This window comes from Streptomyces albireticuli (genome assembly GCF_002192455.1).
Lineage (GTDB): Bacteria > Actinomycetota > Actinomycetes > Streptomycetales > Streptomycetaceae > Streptomyces > Streptomyces albireticuli_B.
This window is the reverse complement of record NZ_CP021744.1, coordinates 2759664-2776565: the sequence shown is the minus strand read 5'-3', so window position 1 is coordinate 2776565 and position 16902 is coordinate 2759664. Positions and strand designations below refer to the sequence as shown.

At 73.3% G+C, this 16902-nt stretch carries 17 protein-coding genes; 12 read left to right on the top strand and 5 right to left on the bottom strand.

Annotated elements, in window-relative coordinates; all coding sequences use genetic code 11:
* Positions 1-25 precede the first annotated feature (25 nt).
* The gene (locus SMD11_RS11595; RefSeq protein WP_087926382.1) at positions 26-1426 is read left to right on the top strand and encodes a dipeptidase; all 1401 of its coding nucleotides are present in this window, start codon (positions 26-28) and stop codon (positions 1424-1426) included.
* Positions 1427-1481: 55 nt separating this feature from the next.
* Positions 1482-2429 carry an NAD(+) diphosphatase gene (gene nudC / locus SMD11_RS11590; protein ID WP_087926381.1) on the top strand — a complete coding sequence of 316 codons (948 nt, stop codon included), beginning with the start codon at positions 1482-1484 and terminating at the stop codon, positions 2427-2429.
* A gap of 68 nt (positions 2430-2497) precedes the next feature.
* Here the strand turns inward: nudC and SMD11_RS11585 are convergent, their stop codons facing one another.
* Positions 2498-2755 (bottom strand): mycoredoxin, encoded by a 258-nt coding sequence (locus SMD11_RS11585; RefSeq protein ID WP_087926380.1) that lies wholly within the window; start codon positions 2753-2755, stop codon positions 2498-2500.
* Between the two features lie 145 nt (positions 2756-2900).
* On the opposite strand from SMD11_RS11585, the gene SMD11_RS11580 reads away from it, so the two are divergent.
* From SMD11_RS11580 to SMD11_RS11560, 5 genes are all read left to right on the top strand, one after another.
* Positions 2901-5102, top strand: a complete 2202-nt coding sequence (locus tag SMD11_RS11580) for an ATP-dependent DNA helicase UvrD2 (RefSeq protein WP_324614721.1) — start codon at positions 2901-2903, stop codon at positions 5100-5102.
* A gap of 143 nt (positions 5103-5245) precedes the next feature.
* Positions 5246-5545, top strand: a complete 300-nt coding sequence (locus tag SMD11_RS11575) for a hypothetical protein (protein WP_087926378.1) — start codon at positions 5246-5248, stop codon at positions 5543-5545.
* 137 nt (positions 5546-5682) lie between these two features.
* Complete coding sequence (locus SMD11_RS11570) at positions 5683-6045, top strand: WhiB family transcriptional regulator (RefSeq protein WP_087926377.1); 363 nt, start codon at positions 5683-5685, stop codon at positions 6043-6045.
* Positions 6042-6368 (top strand): hypothetical protein, encoded by a 327-nt coding sequence (locus SMD11_RS11565; RefSeq protein WP_087926376.1) that lies wholly within the window; start codon positions 6042-6044, stop codon positions 6366-6368. The genes SMD11_RS11570 and SMD11_RS11565 overlap by 4 nt, the downstream gene beginning before the upstream one ends.
* Before the next feature lie 164 nt (positions 6369-6532).
* A complete protein-coding gene (locus SMD11_RS11560) occupies positions 6533-6724 on the top strand; it encodes a hypothetical protein (protein WP_087926375.1) in 192 nt (63 codons plus the stop codon).
* A gap of 18 nt (positions 6725-6742) precedes the next feature.
* Here SMD11_RS11560 and SMD11_RS11555 read toward each other — a convergent pair whose 3' ends face one another.
* Together SMD11_RS11555 and SMD11_RS11550 are read right to left on the bottom strand one after the other, a co-directional pair.
* The gene (locus SMD11_RS11555; protein WP_087926374.1) at positions 6743-8107 is read right to left on the bottom strand and encodes an ABC1 kinase family protein; all 1365 of its coding nucleotides are present in this window, start codon (positions 8105-8107) and stop codon (positions 6743-6745) included.
* A gap of 42 nt (positions 8108-8149) precedes the next feature.
* A complete protein-coding gene (locus tag SMD11_RS11550; protein WP_087926373.1) occupies positions 8150-9289 on the bottom strand; it encodes a ThiF family adenylyltransferase in 1140 nt (379 codons plus the stop codon).
* A 220-nt stretch (positions 9290-9509) separates the two neighbouring features.
* Here SMD11_RS11550 and SMD11_RS11545 point away from each other — a divergent pair, with 220 nt between their 5' ends.
* The 4 genes from SMD11_RS11545 (at position 9510) to SMD11_RS11530 (ending at position 13475) form a co-directional block, all read left to right on the top strand.
* Positions 9510-10106, top strand: a complete 597-nt coding sequence (locus tag SMD11_RS11545) for a M48 family metallopeptidase (protein WP_087926372.1) — start codon at positions 9510-9512, stop codon at positions 10104-10106.
* Between the two features lie 119 nt (positions 10107-10225).
* On the top strand, positions 10226-11998 hold the full coding sequence (locus SMD11_RS11540; RefSeq protein ID WP_087926371.1) for a TerD family protein: 1773 nt from the start codon (positions 10226-10228) through the stop codon (positions 11996-11998).
* 17 nt (positions 11999-12015) lie between these two features.
* Positions 12016-12699, top strand: a complete 684-nt coding sequence (locus SMD11_RS11535) for an AIM24 family protein (protein WP_087930431.1) — start codon at positions 12016-12018, stop codon at positions 12697-12699.
* A 17-nt stretch (positions 12700-12716) separates the two neighbouring features.
* Entirely contained in the window at positions 12717-13475 is a 759-nt protein-coding gene (locus tag SMD11_RS11530; protein ID WP_087926370.1) for an AIM24 family protein, read from the top strand.
* A 102-nt stretch (positions 13476-13577) separates the two neighbouring features.
* On the opposite strand, the gene SMD11_RS11525 is transcribed toward SMD11_RS11530, so the two are convergent.
* A complete protein-coding gene (locus tag SMD11_RS11525; protein ID WP_087926369.1) occupies positions 13578-14099 on the bottom strand; it encodes an NUDIX hydrolase in 522 nt (173 codons plus the stop codon).
* Positions 14096-15547: a zinc-dependent metalloprotease gene (locus tag SMD11_RS11520; RefSeq protein WP_087926368.1), complete on the bottom strand. Its 1452-nt coding sequence runs from the start codon at positions 15545-15547 to the stop codon at positions 14096-14098. The genes SMD11_RS11525 and SMD11_RS11520 overlap by 4 nt, the downstream gene beginning before the upstream one ends.
* A gap of 194 nt (positions 15548-15741) precedes the next feature.
* On the opposite strand from SMD11_RS11520, the gene SMD11_RS11515 reads away from it, so the two are divergent.
* Positions 15742-16866 (top strand): SDR family oxidoreductase, encoded by a 1125-nt coding sequence (locus SMD11_RS11515; RefSeq protein ID WP_087926367.1) that lies wholly within the window; start codon positions 15742-15744, stop codon positions 16864-16866.
* Positions 16867-16902 lie beyond the last annotated feature (36 nt).

Sequence of the window (16902 nt, the reverse complement as noted above, 5' to 3'; positions counted from 1 at the left end):
CGCGTGTCCGGATAGGCTCGACGGCATGAGCGACTCACCGGACAGCGCCGTCCGCGCGTTTATAGAGGGCCACCGCGCCGCCTTCCTCGACGACCTCGCCGAATGGCTCCGCATCCCGTCGGTCTCGGCCGAGCCCGCGCGCGCCGGTGACGTCCGCCGCAGCGCGGAGTGGCTGGTCGCCAAGCTGGCGGAGACCGGTTTCCCGACCGCCGAGATCTGGGAGACCGGTGGCGCCCCGGCGGTGTTCGCGGAGTGGCCCTCGGGTGACCCCGACGCCCCGACCGTGCTCGTCTACGGTCACCACGACGTCCAGCCCGCCGCCCGCGAGGACGGCTGGCACACCGAGCCCTTCGAGCCCGTGATCAAGGACGGCCGGATGTACGGCCGCGGCGCGGCCGACGACAAGGGCCAGGTCCTCTTCCACACGCTGGGTGTCCGCGCCCACCTGGCCGTCACCGGCCGCACGGCCCCCGAGGTCAACCTCAAGATGCTCATCGAGGGCGAGGAGGAGTCGGGCTCGGCCCACTTCGCCGACCTCGTCCGCGCGAACGCCGGCCGGCTCGGCTGCGACACCGTGATCGTCTCCGACACCGGCATGTGGTCCGAGGACACCCCGACCGTCTGCACGGGCATGCGCGGCCTCACCGACTGCCAGATCGACCTCTACGGGCCGGACCAGGACATCCACTCCGGCACCTTCGGCGGCGCCGTGCCCAACCCGGCCACCGAGGCCGCCCGGCTGGTCGCCGGCCTGCACGACGAGGACCGCCGGGTCGCGATCCCGGGCTTCTACGACGGCGTCGTCGAGCTGACCGGCCACGAGCGCGAGCTCTTCGCCCAGCTGCCCTTCGACGAGAAGCGCTGGCTGCGCACCGCCCACTCGCACGCCGCGCTCGGCGAGGCCGGGAGCACCGTCCTGGAGCGGATCTGGGCCCGCCCCACCGCCGAGGTCAACGGCATCAGCGGCGGCTACCAGGGCCCCGGCGGCAAGACGATCGTGCCGTCCACCGCCCAGCTGAAGCTGTCCTTCCGGCTCGTCGCGGGCCAGGACGCCGACGCCGTACAGCGGGCCGTCCGCCAGTGGGTGGCCGACCGCCTGCCGGCGGGCATCCGCCACGAGATCACCTTCTGGGGCGCCACCCGCCCCTGCCTGACCCCGCTCGACCACCCGTACCTCCAGTCCGTCGTACGGGCGATGGGGCGCGCCTTCGAGCAGGAGATCCTCTTCACCCGTGAGGGCGGCGCGGGCCCGGCCGCGGACCTCCAGGACGTGCTCGGCGTCCCGGTGCTGTTCCTGGGCATCTCGGTGCCCTCGGACGGCTGGCACGCGCCCAACGAGAAGGTCGAGCTGGACCTGCTCATGAAGGGCGTCGAGACCGCCGCCCACCTCTGGACCGACCTCGCGGAGACCGGGCGCGCCCGTTAGCGCGTCACCGCCCTTGACGTACCACCACCATTCGCAGGGGGAGTTGGAAGCAGCCGTGACCACCTGGACCGATCTCGCCGCCGCCCGGCCCATCACGCTCAGCGGCGACAGCGGCATCGACCGCGCCGCGCACCACCGCCTGGACGAGGCGTGGCTGGCCGCCGCCTGGAGCCACCCCTCCACGCGGGTGTTCGTGGTCTCCGGGGGGCAGGCGCTGATCGACGACACCCCCGACGGCCGCACCGAGCTCGTCATGACCCCCGCCTTCGAGGCGCCGGTGACGGAGACGCACCGCTACTTCCTGGGCGAGGACGAGGACGGCATCGCCTATTTCGCGCTCCAGAAGGACGCGCTGCCGGGCCGCATGGACCAGTCGGCGCGCGCCGCCGGGCTGCGCGAGGCGGGGCTGCTGCTCTCGCCGCGCGACGCCGGCCTGCTCGTCCACGCGGTGGCGCTGGAGAACTGGCAGCGGCTCCACCGCTTCTGCTCGCGCTGCGGCGAGCGCACGGTGGTGGCCGCAGCGGGCCACATCCGCCGCTGCCCGGCCTGTGGCGCCGAGCACTACCCGCGCACCGACCCGGCCGTGATCATGCTGGTCACGGACGACGCCGACCGGGCGCTGCTCGGCCGGCAGATGCACTGGCCGGAGGGCCGCTTCTCGACGCTCGCGGGCTTCGTGGAGCCGGGCGAGTCCATCGAGCAGGCGGTCCGCCGGGAGGTCGCCGAGGAGGCGGGCGTGGTCGTCGGCGAGGTGGAGTACGTCGCCAGCCAGCCCTGGCCCTTCCCGTCCAGCCTGATGCTGGGCTTCATGGCGCGGGCCACGTCCTCCGACATCCAGGTGGACGGCGAGGAGATCCACGAGGCCCGCTGGTTCTCGCGGGACGACCTGCGCACGGCCTTCGCCTCGGGCGAGGTGCTGCCGCCGACGGGCATCTCCATCGCGGCCCGGCTGCTGGAGCTCTGGTACGGCGAGCCGCTGCCGCAGAGCCCGACCTGGAGCTGACACGACGGCGGGGGCGCCGACTCCGTGGAGTCGGCGCCCCCGCGGTCACCTGAGGGCCGTGGCGCGCGTCAGGACGCGAGCGCCTGCTTGACCTGGGCCAGGGACGGGTTGGTCATCGTGACCGAGGCGCCGCCGCCCACCGGGGTCACCAGGACCGTCGGGACCGTCTGGTTGCCGTCGTTCGCCTTCTCGACGAAGGCCGCCGACTCGGCGTCGTGCTCGATGTTGATCTCGTTGTACGCGATCCCCTCGCGGTCCAGCTGGCTCTTCAGCCGCCGGCAGTAACCGCACCAGGTCGTGCTGTACATCGTCACGGTGCCCGACATGCGCCCTCGCTCTCCTCGGTGATGGGTGTCGATCCGCTGGTAGAACGCGCACCCGTCCCCAGCCATTCCCGTATTAGTACGACCGGCTCGTCCCGCCTGTGGACGACATTCCCGGTCGTCCCCGCGAACCTGGCAGCATGGCGGAGTGACAGCAGCAACGCACTCCTCCCTCTTCCCGCCGGTTCCGGACTCCCCGGACGCGGTGCTCGCCGGGCTCGACCCCGAGCAGCGCGCGGTGGCGACGGCCCTGAGCGGCCCGGTGTGCGTGCTGGCCGGAGCCGGCACGGGCAAGACCCGCGCGATCACCCACCGCATCGCCTACGGCGTCCGCTCCGGGGTGCTCCAGCCCTCCAGTGTGCTCGCCGTCACTTTCACCAACCGCGCGGCGGGCGAGATGCGCGGCCGGCTCCGCCAGCTCGGCGCGGGCGGCGTCCAGGCGCGGACGTTCCACTCCGCCGCCCTGCGCCAGCTCCAGTACTTCTGGCCCAAGGCCGTCGGCGGCGAGGTGCCGCGCCTGGTCGAGCGGAAGGTCCAGCTGGTCGCGGAGGCCGCGGCCCGCTGCCGGGTCCGCCTCGACCGCAATGAGCTGCGGGACGTCACGGGCGAGATCGAATGGTCCAAGGTCACCCAGACCGTCCCCGAGGACTACGCCCCCGCCGCCGCCAAGGCCGGCCGGGAGGCCCCCCGCGACCCCGCCGAGATCGGCCGGATCTACGCGATGTACGAGCAGCTCAAGCGCGACCGCGGCGTGATCGACTTCGAGGACGTCCTGCTGCTCACCGTCGGCGTCCTCCAGGACCGGCACGACATCGCCGAGACCGTCCGCCGCCAGTACCAGCACTTCGTGGTCGACGAGTACCAGGACGTCAGCCCGCTCCAGCAGCGGCTCCTGGAGCTGTGGCTCGGCGACCGGGACAATCTCTGCGTGGTCGGCGACGCCAGCCAGACCATCTATTCCTTCACCGGCGCCACCCCCGACCACCTGCTGAACTTCCGCACCCGCCACCCGCGCGCGACGGTCGTCAAGCTCGTCCGGGACTACCGCTCCACGCCCCAGGTCGTGCACCTGGCCAACGGCCTGCTCTCCCAGGCCCGCGGCCGGGCCGCCGAGCACCGCCTGGAGCTGATCTCGCAGCGCGACCCGGGCCCCGAGCCCGGCTGGGCCGAGTGCGCCGACGAGCCGGCCGAGGCCGAGGGCACCGCCCGCCGGGTCCGCGACCTCATCGACTCCGGGGTGCCCGCCAGCGAGATCGCGATCCTCTACCGCATCAACGCCCAGTCGGAGGTCTACGAACAGGCCCTCGCCGACCTCGGCGTGCCGTATCAGCTCCGCGGCGCCGAGCGGTTCTTCGAGCGCCCGGAGGTCCGCGAGGCCGGGCTGCTGCTGCGCGGCGCCGCCCGCGCCGGCGGCCACACCGACCCCCAGCTCGCCGACGCCGACGACGTCCCCTCCCAGGTGCGGGCCGTGCTCGGCACCCGGGGCTGGAAGCCCGAGCCGCCCGTCGGCTCGGGCGCGGTCCGGGACCGCTGGGAGTCCCTGGCGGCCCTGGTGCGGCTCGCCGAGGACTTCGTCCGGGCCCGGCCCGGCGCCACCCTCGCCGATCTGGTCGCCGAACTCGACGAGCGGGCGAGCGCCCAGCACGCGCCGACCGTCGAGGGTGTGACTCTCGCCTCACTTCACGCGGCCAAGGGCCTCGAATGGGACGCCGTCTTCCTCGTCGGCCTCACCGAGGGCATGATGCCGATCACTTACGCCAAGACCGACGAGCAGATCGAGGAGGAGCGCCGGCTGCTCTATGTGGGCGTGACCCGGGCCCGCTCCCACCTCTTCCTGTCGTGGTCGCTCTCCCGCGCCCCGGGCGGCCGGGCCGTCCGCCGCCCCAGCCGCTTCCTGAACGGCCTGCGGCCGGGCTCCGCCGCCGCCCGCGCGGCCGGCGGCCTCCGGTCCGGCACGGCCGTCGCGGGCGCCGCGGGAGGCGTCTCCGGCGCCGAGCGGGGCGTCCGCAAGCGGCGCGGGCCCGCCCGCTGCCGGGTCTGCGGGCGGACGCTGACCGACGCGGGCGAGATCAAGCTGATGCGCTGCGAGGACTGCCCCTCCGACCTCGACGAGGCGCTCTACGAACGGCTGCGCGACTGGCGCGCCGGGCAGGCGGAGCGGCTCGGCCAGCCCGCCTACTGCGTCTTCACCGACAAGACGCTCCTCGCGATCGCCGAGGCGGTGCCGGGAACCGAACCGGAGCTCTCGTGCATCTCAGGTGTGGGAGGACGGAAGCTCGCCGCGTTCGGGGCCGACGTCCTGGCCCTGTGCGCCGGCGAGGACCCTTCGGAAGAATCTCCGGAAAAATAGTTTGCGCACGCGGACGGCATACCCATAGCCTTCCGAACACGGAGAACAGCGGTACTTCCGAGTTCCGGTGGATCCGTGCTGTACTGAGCCGACCCGGACTGGTTTCGACCGGTCCCCAAGACGCCGAGAGGAGGCGAAGACCAATGATCAGCTTCAACACCATCTGCAAAATGACCGATCGCCCGGTCGTCGCCACCCGTTCCCTCGGCTTCCCCTTCGGCTCTCTCGCGCTCTCGTCCCAGGGCACCGGTCTGTCCAACGCCGGTATTGCCCTGATCAATGAGCGACCGACCAAGGCGCCCAAGGTAACGGCAGCAGCAAAGGCACAGGCACACGCCTATGCCCTTGAAGCGAGGACGACCGCCGGCGCCGGATCCGCGCAGCAGCAGCACAGCACGATGTGGGCCTTCCGTGGGCTCGAACCCTGGAGAGATCCAGCCTGATCGGCATGATCAGGTCGGCACCTTCCAGGGCCGCGGAACCCACACCGGGATCCGCGGCCCTTTTGTTTGCCCCTCGCCAGGACGAGGGGCGTAAAGCCCGGCCACAAGCCGGCACAACAGACGAGGAAAAGACAACCGTGCAGCTCAAGGCACACACCCCGTCAGTAGCGACCGACCTGATCCCGCCGCCTGTCCCCACGGAGGACCCCTTGACCCCCCTCACCGCGCTCACCGATCTCGACGACGCCATCGAGAACCTGGGCACGCCCGTCCCCTGCCGCAGCTATGACCCCGAGGTCTTCTTCGCCGAGACCCCGGCCGACGTCGAGTACGCCAAGTCGCTGTGCCGCACCTGCCCGCTCCGCGAGGCCTGCCTGGCCGGCGCGCTGGACCGCCGCGAGCCGTGGGGCGTCTGGGGCGGCGAGCTGTTCGTCCAGGGCGTGGTGGTCGCCCGCAAGCGGCCCCGTGGCCGTCCGCGCAAGAACCCGGTCGCCGCATGAACGTCCTAGGCACCATCGACCGCCCCACCACGCACGACCCCAAGAAGCAGGATCCGACGATGCACCGCCCCGCCACCGAGCCATTCGGCTCCGAAGTCCTCTCCCGCAACACCTCGGGTGTGCCCACGGCACGCCAGAACAGGAACCGTGACATGCAACTCATCCCAGAAGCCCTGGCCCGTGCGCATATGCACGAGCGCCTCCGGGAGGCCGAGTCCGAACGAAGGGCCGTCCGCCTGGCCGCCGCGCGCCGGATGCAGCGCCGCGCCGAGCGCGCCTCGCTGCGCGCCCGCCGCGCCCTGGCCATGGCGGTCATGCACTGAGACCCCGCCGGGCCCCACCAGGGCCCGCCGGTCTCCGCCACCGAACAAAAACCCGTGGGGCCGGTCCGAACGGACCGGCCCCACGGGCCGTTGGGTGCGTCTGTGCACTCCCGGCCCGTTCGCGGGGATATCGTCTGGGAGTGGACCAGAAGACGCATGAATCAGTGCAGTTGGACCCTGAGGCCACCGAGACCGCCACGCCCATCACGTGCGCTCGCTGTGGCACCGCCGCCGACGGTACGCCGCCGACCTGGACCTGCTCCGTCGAGAACGGCAGCCGCCGCTACTTCTGCGACGACTGCGCCCGAGCCAACATCAGAGCCATCGAGGGCCGACTCGATTCGTCCTGGTGGTGAGGGCGGCCCCGCGGGCCGTCAGGCCGGTGTCTCCTGACTCTCATCGGCCGCCGCGAACCCGGGCACCCACGCCTCCATCTCCTCCCGCAGCCGCACGGTCGCGCCCAGCTGGCACAGCACCCCGATGGTGCTGGTCGTCACGCGGTGTATCAGCAGATACGCCGGCGGCAGATTGAGCTGCCGCGCCAGCTGGTACGCGGGGGAGCGGGGGTCGGCGATGCGCGTCGCCTGGGCGCGCATCCAGCCCCGGGTGAAGGTGAACTCCGCCACCTGCGCCGGCTCGATGATCGGCAGGAGGTAGTCCAGCACCGCACCCGGGTCCAGCTCGATGCCCGGCTTGACGAACCCCTCCTCCCGGAGCAGTTCGTGGACCTCCTCCGCCGCGCCGTCCAGGGTCATCCGCAGCGCGGTGCCGATCTCCTTCGGCAGGCCCTGCGGCAGGCGGTCCACCGTGCCGAAGTCCAGCACGCCCAGCCGCCACTTCTCCGGCGGCCCGTCGGGGGCGTCCCCCGTCAGCAGCCGGAAGTTGCCCGGGTGCGGGTCGGCGTGCAGCAGCCCCGTGCGCGCCGCGCCCGAGAAGAGGAAGCGCGCCAGTAGCTGCCCGGCCCGGTCCCGCTGCTCCTGCGTGCCCTCCGCTATCACCTCGGACAGCGGCACGCCCTCCAGCCACTCCGTGACCAGCACCTGCTCGCCCTGGTGCACCACGTCCGGCACCGTCACATCGGGGTCGCCCGCGAACTCCCGGGCGTGCGCGCTCTGGGCCCGGGCCTCCAGGCCGTAGTCCAGCTCCTCGGAGACGCGGTCCCGCAGCTCCGAGATCAGCGGCTTGATGTCCATCCCCGGGACCAGCGGCCCCAGCAGCCGGGCGAACCGGCTCAATTGGGTGAGGTCCGACAGCAGGGCCTCACCCGCCCCCGGATACTGCACCTTGACCGCGACCGGGCGCCCGTCGTGCCAGACCGCCCGGTGCACCTGACCGATCGACGCGGCCGCCGCCGGCTGGTCGTCGAACTCCTCGAAGAGATCCCGCCAGTCCTCGCCGAGCCGCTCCGCCAGCGCCGCGTGCACCGACTTCACCGGCATCGGCGGCGCCGCCTCCTGAAGCTTGGTCAGCGCCGCCCGATAGGGCCCGGCGACCTGCTCCGGGAGCGCCGACTCGAAGACCGACAGCGCCTGGCCGAGCTTCATCGCACCGCCCTTGAGCTGCCCCAAGGTCGCGAAGAGCTGCTCCGCCGTGCGCTGCTGAAGCTCCGCCGCGATCAGCTCCGCCGACCGGCCGCCGATGCGCTTCCCCAGGCCGAGCGCCGTGCGCCCCGCGAAGCCCAAGGGCAGCGCGGCCAACTTGGCGGTACGAGTGACCGCCTTGCGGGGTAGATCAGACATGCGCCCCTCCAACTAGCTGAACAGCCACGCCGCGGACGGCGGTTACCTGCTCATTGTCCCGTGCGGCGCCCCCGCGGCCGAGGCGTATACCGGATCGGAAGATCCCACCGCGCCGCACGGGCACCGCGGATGCGGCTCGACGGGCCGCGGGGACCAGGCCGGACCCGGCAGCGCCAGCTCCAGTCGCACCCCCGCGCCCGCCGGGGACCCGCCGTCGAGAAAGGCCAGCGCCCGCGCCACGGTGAGCCCCGCCACCACCGTGGCCAGTGCCATGTCGCAAGACGGTACCCCCGGCCCGCGGCCGGACCGCCACTGGGCGAGCATCCGGGGCCAGGCCGGGTCCCGCTCGGCCCGCCCCAGCTCGACGCACCCGGCACAGGCCGACCCGCCCGGCAGCACCAGCGGGCCCACCAGGCCGGTGGCCTCCAGCACGCCCGCGTACAGATGGGGCACACCCGCGGCGATCAGCTCACGGGCCGCTTCCGGGTCCGGGGCATAGGCGGCGAGTCCGTCCCGGGGCGCCCACACCACCAGCGACAGCGGCGGCTCCGCCTCCCCGCTCCCGCCCCCGCGGGTCCGGGGGCGGGGCCCCGGCGCCGCCTCCCGCACCACCCGGCGGGCCGCGGCGTCCCGCCGCTCGCCGATCCGCTCGGCGCCCACCCCGGCCGGCGCCACGTCCCACGGCTCGACACAGCCACCGTCCAGCACATCGACCCGGCCCACGCCCGAGGCCGACAGCAGCGCCGCCACCGCGGCCCCCACCCGGCCCGCGCCCCGCACCTGCACCCGCATCGCCTGCCGGGCGCCCATCAGCTCCATCGCCGCCCCCGCGCCGGCGTGCAGCACGGACAGGGACGCCAGATCCGGCCGCAGCCGCTCCACCGCCGGCCCCCGGTCCCGCACGGCCGCCGCGCGCTCGCCGCCCCCGTGCGGATCGTCGAGCAGCCCGGCCCGCGTGAGCCGCTCCACCAGACCGTCCACCCGAGCCTCGGTCAGCCCGACGGCTCTCCCTTCCTCGCGGAGCAGCGGCAGCCCCCGGGTGCCGTCGAGCAGCGTGAGGAAGCTGCTGGTCGCGGTGTCGACCGGGCCCACCCGCGTCGCGTGGGCCGGGGCCACGCCGAACTGCACGGTGTCACGGCTGTGCCAGGCGCGCCGCAGCGCGGGCTTGAGCATCGGATGCATGAGAAGTCCCCCCGTCGTTCCCTGTGGTTCCCCGTCGGTTCCCCGCCGTGCGTTCCCCTGTCGTTCCGGCCCCAGCATGGGCCTTCCGGCGCGACGCCGCGTGAAGTTGTCCACAGGTCCGGCGTGATAGTCGTACAAGCCAGGTGCTCTCCGGCTCTTTCGTCCCGACAACGACCGATGGGCGGGACTTCACGCCTCGCCAGCGGGTAACGTCGGGGCCGTGCCCGTCGACCCTCTGCACAGTGCCGCACGATCACCGCGCAGCGCCCCGAGCCCGCTCACCAGCGGCACGGGCACCGGTGCGGTGGAGGTCAGACGGAGCGCGCGGCGCCGCAGGACGGTCTCCGCCTACCGCGAGGCCGACCGCACGGTCGTGCTCATCCCGGCCCGGATGTCGGAGGCCGAGGAGCAGCGCTGGGTGCGGGTGATGCTCGACAAGCTCGCGGCCCAGGAGAGCCGGCGGATGCTGGGCGACACCGAGCTGGCCGAGCGGGCCGGGCGGCTCTCGGAGCAGTACCTCGGCGGCCGGGCCCGCCCCGCGACGGTCCGCTGGGTCACCAACCAGAACACCCGCTGGGGCTCGTGCACCCCCGCCGAGGGCAGCATCCGGCTCTCCCACCGCCTCCAGGGCATGCCCGAGTACGTCGTCGACTACGTCCTCCTCCACGAGCTGGCCCACCTGCTCGTGCCCGGTCACGGCCCGGACTTCTGGCGGCTGCTCGACGCCTATCCGCGCACCGAGCGCGCCCGTGGCTACCTCGAAGGGGTGGTGGCCTCCGACCGGCTGCCGCATCTCCCCGCCGCGCGGAGCGAATGACTCCGCGAGGCCCGGGCGCGGTCCGTCACGACCCCGAACGAATGCGAGAAGCACAGGCGTAACCGTTAGCCTGACGCAACGCATTCATCACATGTTCGGATGGGGGACGGTCGTTACGCATGGCCAGGGAATTCCAGCGCGGCCACAAGGCCAAGATCAGTGATCTGACGGCGGGGACCGATCTGTACGTGGGTGTGCAGATCGCCGGCCCCGGCCTGACCTTCGACATCAGCTGCTTCGGCCTCGACGCCCAGGAGCGGCTCTCCGACGACCGGTACTTCATCTTCTTCAACCAGCCCAAGTCGCCCGAGGGCGCCATCCAGCAGCTCGGCGCGCAGGCCGGCGACACCGAGTCCTTCCGCGTCACGCTGGACCGGATCCCCGCCCAGGTGCAGAAGCTCAGCTTCACGGCGACGGTCGACGGCGCGGGCCAGATGTCCCAGGTCGGCCCCGGCCATCTGCGGATCGTCGCGGGCGGCGAGGAAGTCGCCCGCTACTCCTTCACCGGCACCGAATTCAGCACGGAACGCGCCGTGATGCTCGGCGACTTCTACCTGAAGGACGTCTGGCGGTTCGCCGCGGTCGGACAGGGATTCGACGGCGGTCTGGAGGCGCTGCTCAGGAACTTCGGCGGCGAGGTGCTGGAGGAGGAGCCGGAGACCCCCGCCTTCCAGGCCCCTCCGGAGCACGCTCAGGCCGCCCCCGCGTTCGCGCCCCCGGCGCAGTCGGGCCCGCCCCCGGCCTTCGCGGCCCCGGCCGCCCCCGTGCCGCCGCCCGCCCCGGAACCGGCGCCCGCCTTCCAGACGCCGCCGCCGGCCCCCGCGCCCGCCTTCCAGGCCCCCACCCCGCCGCCGCACCAGGGCTTCCCGCCCCCGCCCGGCAGCACCCCGCCCCCGGCCGCCCCGCCGCAGATGCACGTGGCGCCCACCCTCGCCGCGCCCATCGCACCACCCGGCTACTTCGCCGACCAGACGGCGCCCGCCGGCGGCCAGCTCCCGCCGCCCCCCGGCCCCCCTGGCGTGCCCGGCCAGCCCGCCCCGTACGGCCAGCAGCAGCCGGGTGCGTACGGCCAGCAGCCTCCTTACGGACAGCAGCAGCCCTACGGACAGCCCCCGCACGCGCCCCAGCAGGCCGCCTCTCAGCCTTACGGACAGCCGGTACCGCAGCCCTTCCCGGGGCAGGCCGCGCCCTCGTACGGCCGGCCGGTCGCCGGCCAGGGCGCTCCGGGCGGCGCCGGGGTCCAGGCCGGCCTGGAGAAGTACCGCGAGGTCCCCACCGGGCAGCGCTGGACGCCGCAGAACCCCAAGCTCATCCGCGTCGACCTCGGCGTCGACCAGCAGCCCGTGCTCGCCCGCCAGGGCAGCATGGTGCTCTACCAGGGCAAGGTCGACTTCGGCTACAAGGGCGCGGGCTTCGCCGGCCGCATCGTCGGCAACGCCACCGGCCAGGAGATGCAGCTGATGCGCTGCACCGGCCGCGGACAGGTCTTCCTGGCGGAGAACTCCGCGCACGTCCACCCCATCGAGCTCCAGGGCGACGCCCTCTGCGTCTCCGCCGAGTCCGTGCTCGCCTTCGACGAGTCCCTCCAGCACGAGGTCCGCCGGATCGAGGGCCACGGCATCCCCGGCGGCGCGCTGTTCACCATGCAGTTCCAGGGCCACGGCACCGTCGTGGTCAAGACCCACGGCATCCCCGTGGTGCTGCCGGTCACCCCGACCACCTTCGCGGACAGCAACGCCGTCGTCGCCTGGTCCGCCGGCGCCCAGGTGATCGTCTCCAGCCAGGTGCGGCTGCGTCGCAGCTCCTACCCGGGCCACAGCGGGGAGGCCGTCAACCTCCAGTTCCGTGGCGCCCCCGGCAATTTCGTCGTCGTCCAGCCCTACGAGGTCTGAGGGAGCCCGCAATGACCATGAACCAGACTCCGATCCAGGGCTACGCCCCGACCCCGGTGACCGCCCGCATGGAGAACCACGGCAGCAGCATGCTGAAGGTCGCCCTCCAGACGGGTCACGACGTCTTCGCGCGCACCGGCTCGATGGTCGCCTACGAGGGCTACGTCCAGTACGACCCCAACCCGCCGGCCGTCCGGCAGATGGCCTCCCAGTGGATCACCGGCGAGGGCCTGCCGCTGATGCGCTGCCACGGCGACGGCCTGCTCTACCTCGCCGACTACGGCGCCGACGTCGTCTGCCTCCAGCTCAACGGCGACTCCCTCTCCGTCAACGGCACCAACATCCTCGCCTTCGACTCCCACCTCCAGTGGGGCGTGGAACGCGTCAAGGGCATGGCGAAGTTCGCCGGGCAGGGCCTGTTCAACGTCGGTATCAGCGGCACCGGATGGGTGGCCCTGACCTCCCGAGGCACCCCGATCGTCGTGGACTGCGGGCGCGGCGAGGACGAGACCTACGTCGACCCCGACGCGCTCGTCGCCTGGTCCAGCAACCTCCGGATGAAGGGCAAGCGCAGCTTCAAGGCATCCTCGCTCATCGGCCGGGGCAGCGGAGAGGCCTACCAACTCGGCTTCTCCGGCGAGGGATTCGTGGTCGTACAGCCCAGCGAGGACAGCACAGACCGGCTCCGGGCGCGGGGCTGAGGGGAAGCGAAGACACCATGCAGAGCCCGCTTTTCGGCTTCACCGAGGCCCAGACCCAGGACCGCTACGCCCTCCAGAACCCGCAGTTGCTGCGGGTCTCGCTCACCGGACACGACGACGTCCTCGCCCGTAAGGGCTCGATGGTCGCCTACCAGGGCCTCATCGAGTTCGACGGCGAGTACCAGACGCGCGGCCAGCGCGACTCGCGCGCCCGCACCGGCGAGGGCCTGGACATGATGCGCTGCTCGGGCCAGGGGACGGTCTACTTCGCCAACCTCGCGCAGTACGTCCACGTGCTGGACGTCGACCGCGACGGGCTGACCGTCGACGGCGCCTACGTCCTCGCACTGGACTCCACGCTGCACTGGGAGACCATCGCCGTCGACAGCCACGAGGCGATCTCCGGCACCGGCGCCCACCAGCTCAACATCACCGGACAGGGCAAGGTCGCCCTGATGACCTCCGGCCAGCCGCTGATGCTCCAGGTCACCCCGGACAAGGTCGTCAGCGCCGACGCGGACGCCGTCATCGCCTGGTCGACGTCGCTGCGCGTCAACATGCAGGCGCAGACGTCCTCGTCCGGTGTGTGGCGGCGGCGCGGCAGCACGGGCGAGGGCTGGGAGCTGAGCTTCGCCGGCCACGGCCACGCGCTCGTCCAGCCCAGCGAGCTGCTGCCGCCCCAGGGCGCGCAGATCGGCCAGGGCCTCATGGCCCAGTACGGCGTCGGCCAGCAGGGCGCCCACGGCCGCAACCAGGGCAACATCTGGTCCAACTGAGACACCGGCCCGAAGGACGCGTCCAGGGCAACGCGTCCAGGGCATGCGTAAGGGGCGGTCACCATGGGTGACCGCCCCTTACCGCTGCCCGTGCGCGGACCCCTACAGGCGCTCCAGCGTCCGCTTCACCAGCTGGACCACGGAGTCGTCCGCGACCTCGCCGACCTTGTCGTACGCGAACCAGCGCAGCTCCAGCGACTCGTCGCTGATGGCCTCCGCGGCGCCCGGCGGCACCAGCGCGGCGTACTGCACGTCCAGGTGCCAGTTGCAGGGCGCGGGGATCGGATGCCGGTCCAGGCGCACCGGGCCGCCCGGCAGCAGCGTCAGACCGGCGATGCCGGACTCCTCCGTCGCCTCCCGCAGCGCCGCGGCCTCCACCGTGGCGTCACCGGCCTCGCAGTGGCCGCCCATCTGGAGCCACATCCGCAGCTTGCGGTGGAGCGTGAGCAGCACCTTCCCGCGCGCCGGATCGATCACCAGCGCGCTCGCCGTGACATGCCCGGCCTCGCAGGGCTTCCACATGCCGTCCGGGTGGGCCGCCAGGTGCTCCAGATAGAGCCCGCGCAGCTCTTCCTGGTCCGGGTACGCGCCGAGCACCCGGACCGCGTCGTCGTGCAGGCTCACTTCTTGTCGTCGCCGTCCTTGTCGTCACCGGCCGGGCCGGCGTCGCCGGTGCCCTCACCGCTGCCCTTCGACAGGTCCGGCCCGGCCGCGCCGCCGCTCGCCGCCTCGCCGAGCATCTTGTCGATCTCGGAGAAGTCCAGGTGCTCGCGGTGGACGAAGCCGTCCGGGTCGTCGAGGTCACCGGCGGTCGGCAGCATGTCCGGGTGCTCCCAGAGGGCGTCCCGGCCCTCCAGGCCGCGCGCGTCCGTCAGCGACGCCCACAGCCGGGAGGCGTCCCGCAGGCGGCGCGGGCGCAGCTCCAGGCCGATCAGGGTGGCGAAGGTCTGCTCCGCCGGGCCGCCCGAGGCGCGGCGGCGGCGCAGCGTCTCGCGCAGCGCGTCGGCCGACGGCAGGTGCGGGGCCGCGGCGGCGTGCACGACCGCGTCCACCCAGCCCTCGACGAGCGCCAGGGCGGTCTCCAGGCGGGCCAGCGCGGCCTTCTGCGCCGGGGTGTCCTCCGGCTGGAACATGCCCTGCTGGAGAGCCTCCTGGAGCTGCTCCGGGTGCGTCGGGTCCAGCTGGCCGACGACGTCCTCCAGCTTGGAGGTGTCGACCTTGATGCCCCGGGCGTAGCCCTCGACCGCACCGAAGAGGTGCGAGCGCAGCCACGGCACGTGGGCGAAGAGCCGCTGGTGGGCGGCCTCGCGCAGGGCCAGGTACAGCCGGACCTCGTCCTGCGGGACACCGAGGCCCGAGCCGAGGGCCGCGATGTTCACCGGCAGCAGCGCGGCCTTGCCGGCCGGACCGAGCGGCAGGCCGATGTCCGTGGAGCCCACGACCTCGCCCGCCAGCACGCCGACGGCCTGGCCGATCTGGGTGCCGAACATGGCGCCGCCCATGGACCGCATCATGCCGATCAGCGGGCCCGCCATGGCCTGCATCTCCTCGGGCAGCACATCGCCCATGGCCGCGCCGACGCGCTCGGCGACCGGGTCCACCAGGTCCTTCCACACCGGGAGGGTCGCCTCGACCCACTCGGCGCGGCTCCAGGCCACGGCGGTGCCCGAGCCCGACGGCAGCGACGTCACGCCGTCCAGCCACAGGTCGGCCAGGCGGACGGCCTCCTCGACCGCGGAGCGCTCACCGGCGGTGACGCTGGCGTCCTTGGTGCCGTCGGCGGTGCCCTGCGCGACGGTCTGGCGCGCGATGTCCTTGGCCATGTCCCAGTTCACCGGGCCGCCCTCGTAGGAGAGCATCTGGCCCAGCTGCTGGAAGGCGGCGCCCAGGTCGCCCGGGTTCATCGAGGACCCGAACATCGCGGCGAAGGGGTTGTCCCCGCCGCCGGGCCCGCCGAACCCGAACGGATTCGCGGGGCCCTGGCCGCCCTGGCCACCGGGGGTCTTCTTGCCGTCGCCGCCGTTCTCCGGCTCCTCCGGCGGAAGACCGAATCCGAATGGGGTGTCACTCACGGGTTTCCTCGGCTCGTAGGGCCGCCGGCTTTCAGGACCGGCGGCGAATGCCCGACAACACCACCCAGCGTAGACACCTCGCCGGTATCCGGGCTTGGTGCTTCGCCGACCCGGGGCCTGCGGCAGGATGGACGTCACCTGGTCCGTACGCGTCATCTCGCGTACGTACTGAAGACAACCGCTGGAGACGCCCGGTGAGTTCCCCCGACCGAGAAGTTCGCGCAGCGCGAAACGGTTCCGCGCGAGACACCACGCGCCCGCATGCCCGGCGACCCGTCGTCGCGGTCACCGGCGCCGCCCGCGGCGTCGGCGCGCTGCTCACGCAGCGCCTCGCCGCCTCCGAGGAGGTCAGGCGGGTCGTGGCCATCGACGAGCGGCGCGGCGACGTGGCCGAGGCGCAGTGGCATGTGCTGGACGTGCGCGACCCCGCCATCGCCGAGAAGCTGCGCGGCGCCGACGTCGTGGTGCACCTCGCCCTCGACCTGGACCTGGAGACCGACGCCGCCGCCCGCACCGCCTACAACGTCCGGGGCACCCAGACCGTGCTCACGGCCGCCGCGGCCGCCGGGGTGCACCGGGTGGTGCTCTGCACCTCCGCCATGGTCTACGGCGCCCTCCCGGACAACGACGTGCCCCTCGCCGAGGACGCCGAGCTCCGCGCCACCGCCGAGGCGACGGGAGTGGGCGACCTCCTTGAGATAGAGCGGCTCGCCAGGCGTGCGCCCCGCGCGCACCCCGGCCTGAACGTCACCGTGCTGCGCCCGGCCGTCCTCGTCGGCGGCACCGACACGGCACTGACCCGTTACTTCGAGTCACCGCGCCTCCTGGTCGTCGCCGGGTCCCGGCCCACCTGGCAGTTCTGCCACGTGGACGACCTGGTGAGCGCCCTGGAGTTCGCCGCCCTGGAGAAGGCCGAGGGGGAGCTCGCGGTCGGCTGCGACGGCTGGCTGGAGCAGGAGGAGGTCGAGGAGCTCACCGGCATCCGGCGCATGGAGCTGCCCTCCGCCGTCGCGCTCGGCGCCGCCTCCCGGCTGCACCGCCTGGGCCTGACCCCCTCGCCCGCGGGCGACCTGGAATACACGATGCACCCCTGGGTGGTCAGCGGCAGCAGGCTGCACGCCGCCGGCTGGCGGCCCCGCTGGACCAACGAGGAGGTCCTCGCGGAGCTGCTGGCGGAGGTCGCCGGCCGGCACACGGTCGCGGGCCGCCGCCTCGGGCGCAAGGACGCCACCGCCGCGGGCGCCGCGGGGGCGACCGTGGCACTGCTCGGCACCGCCGCCCTGGTCCGTCGCGCCCGTAAGGCGCGCCGCAGGCTCTGACGACGCCGGGCGCGCGGCCCCCTCGGGGGCCGCACG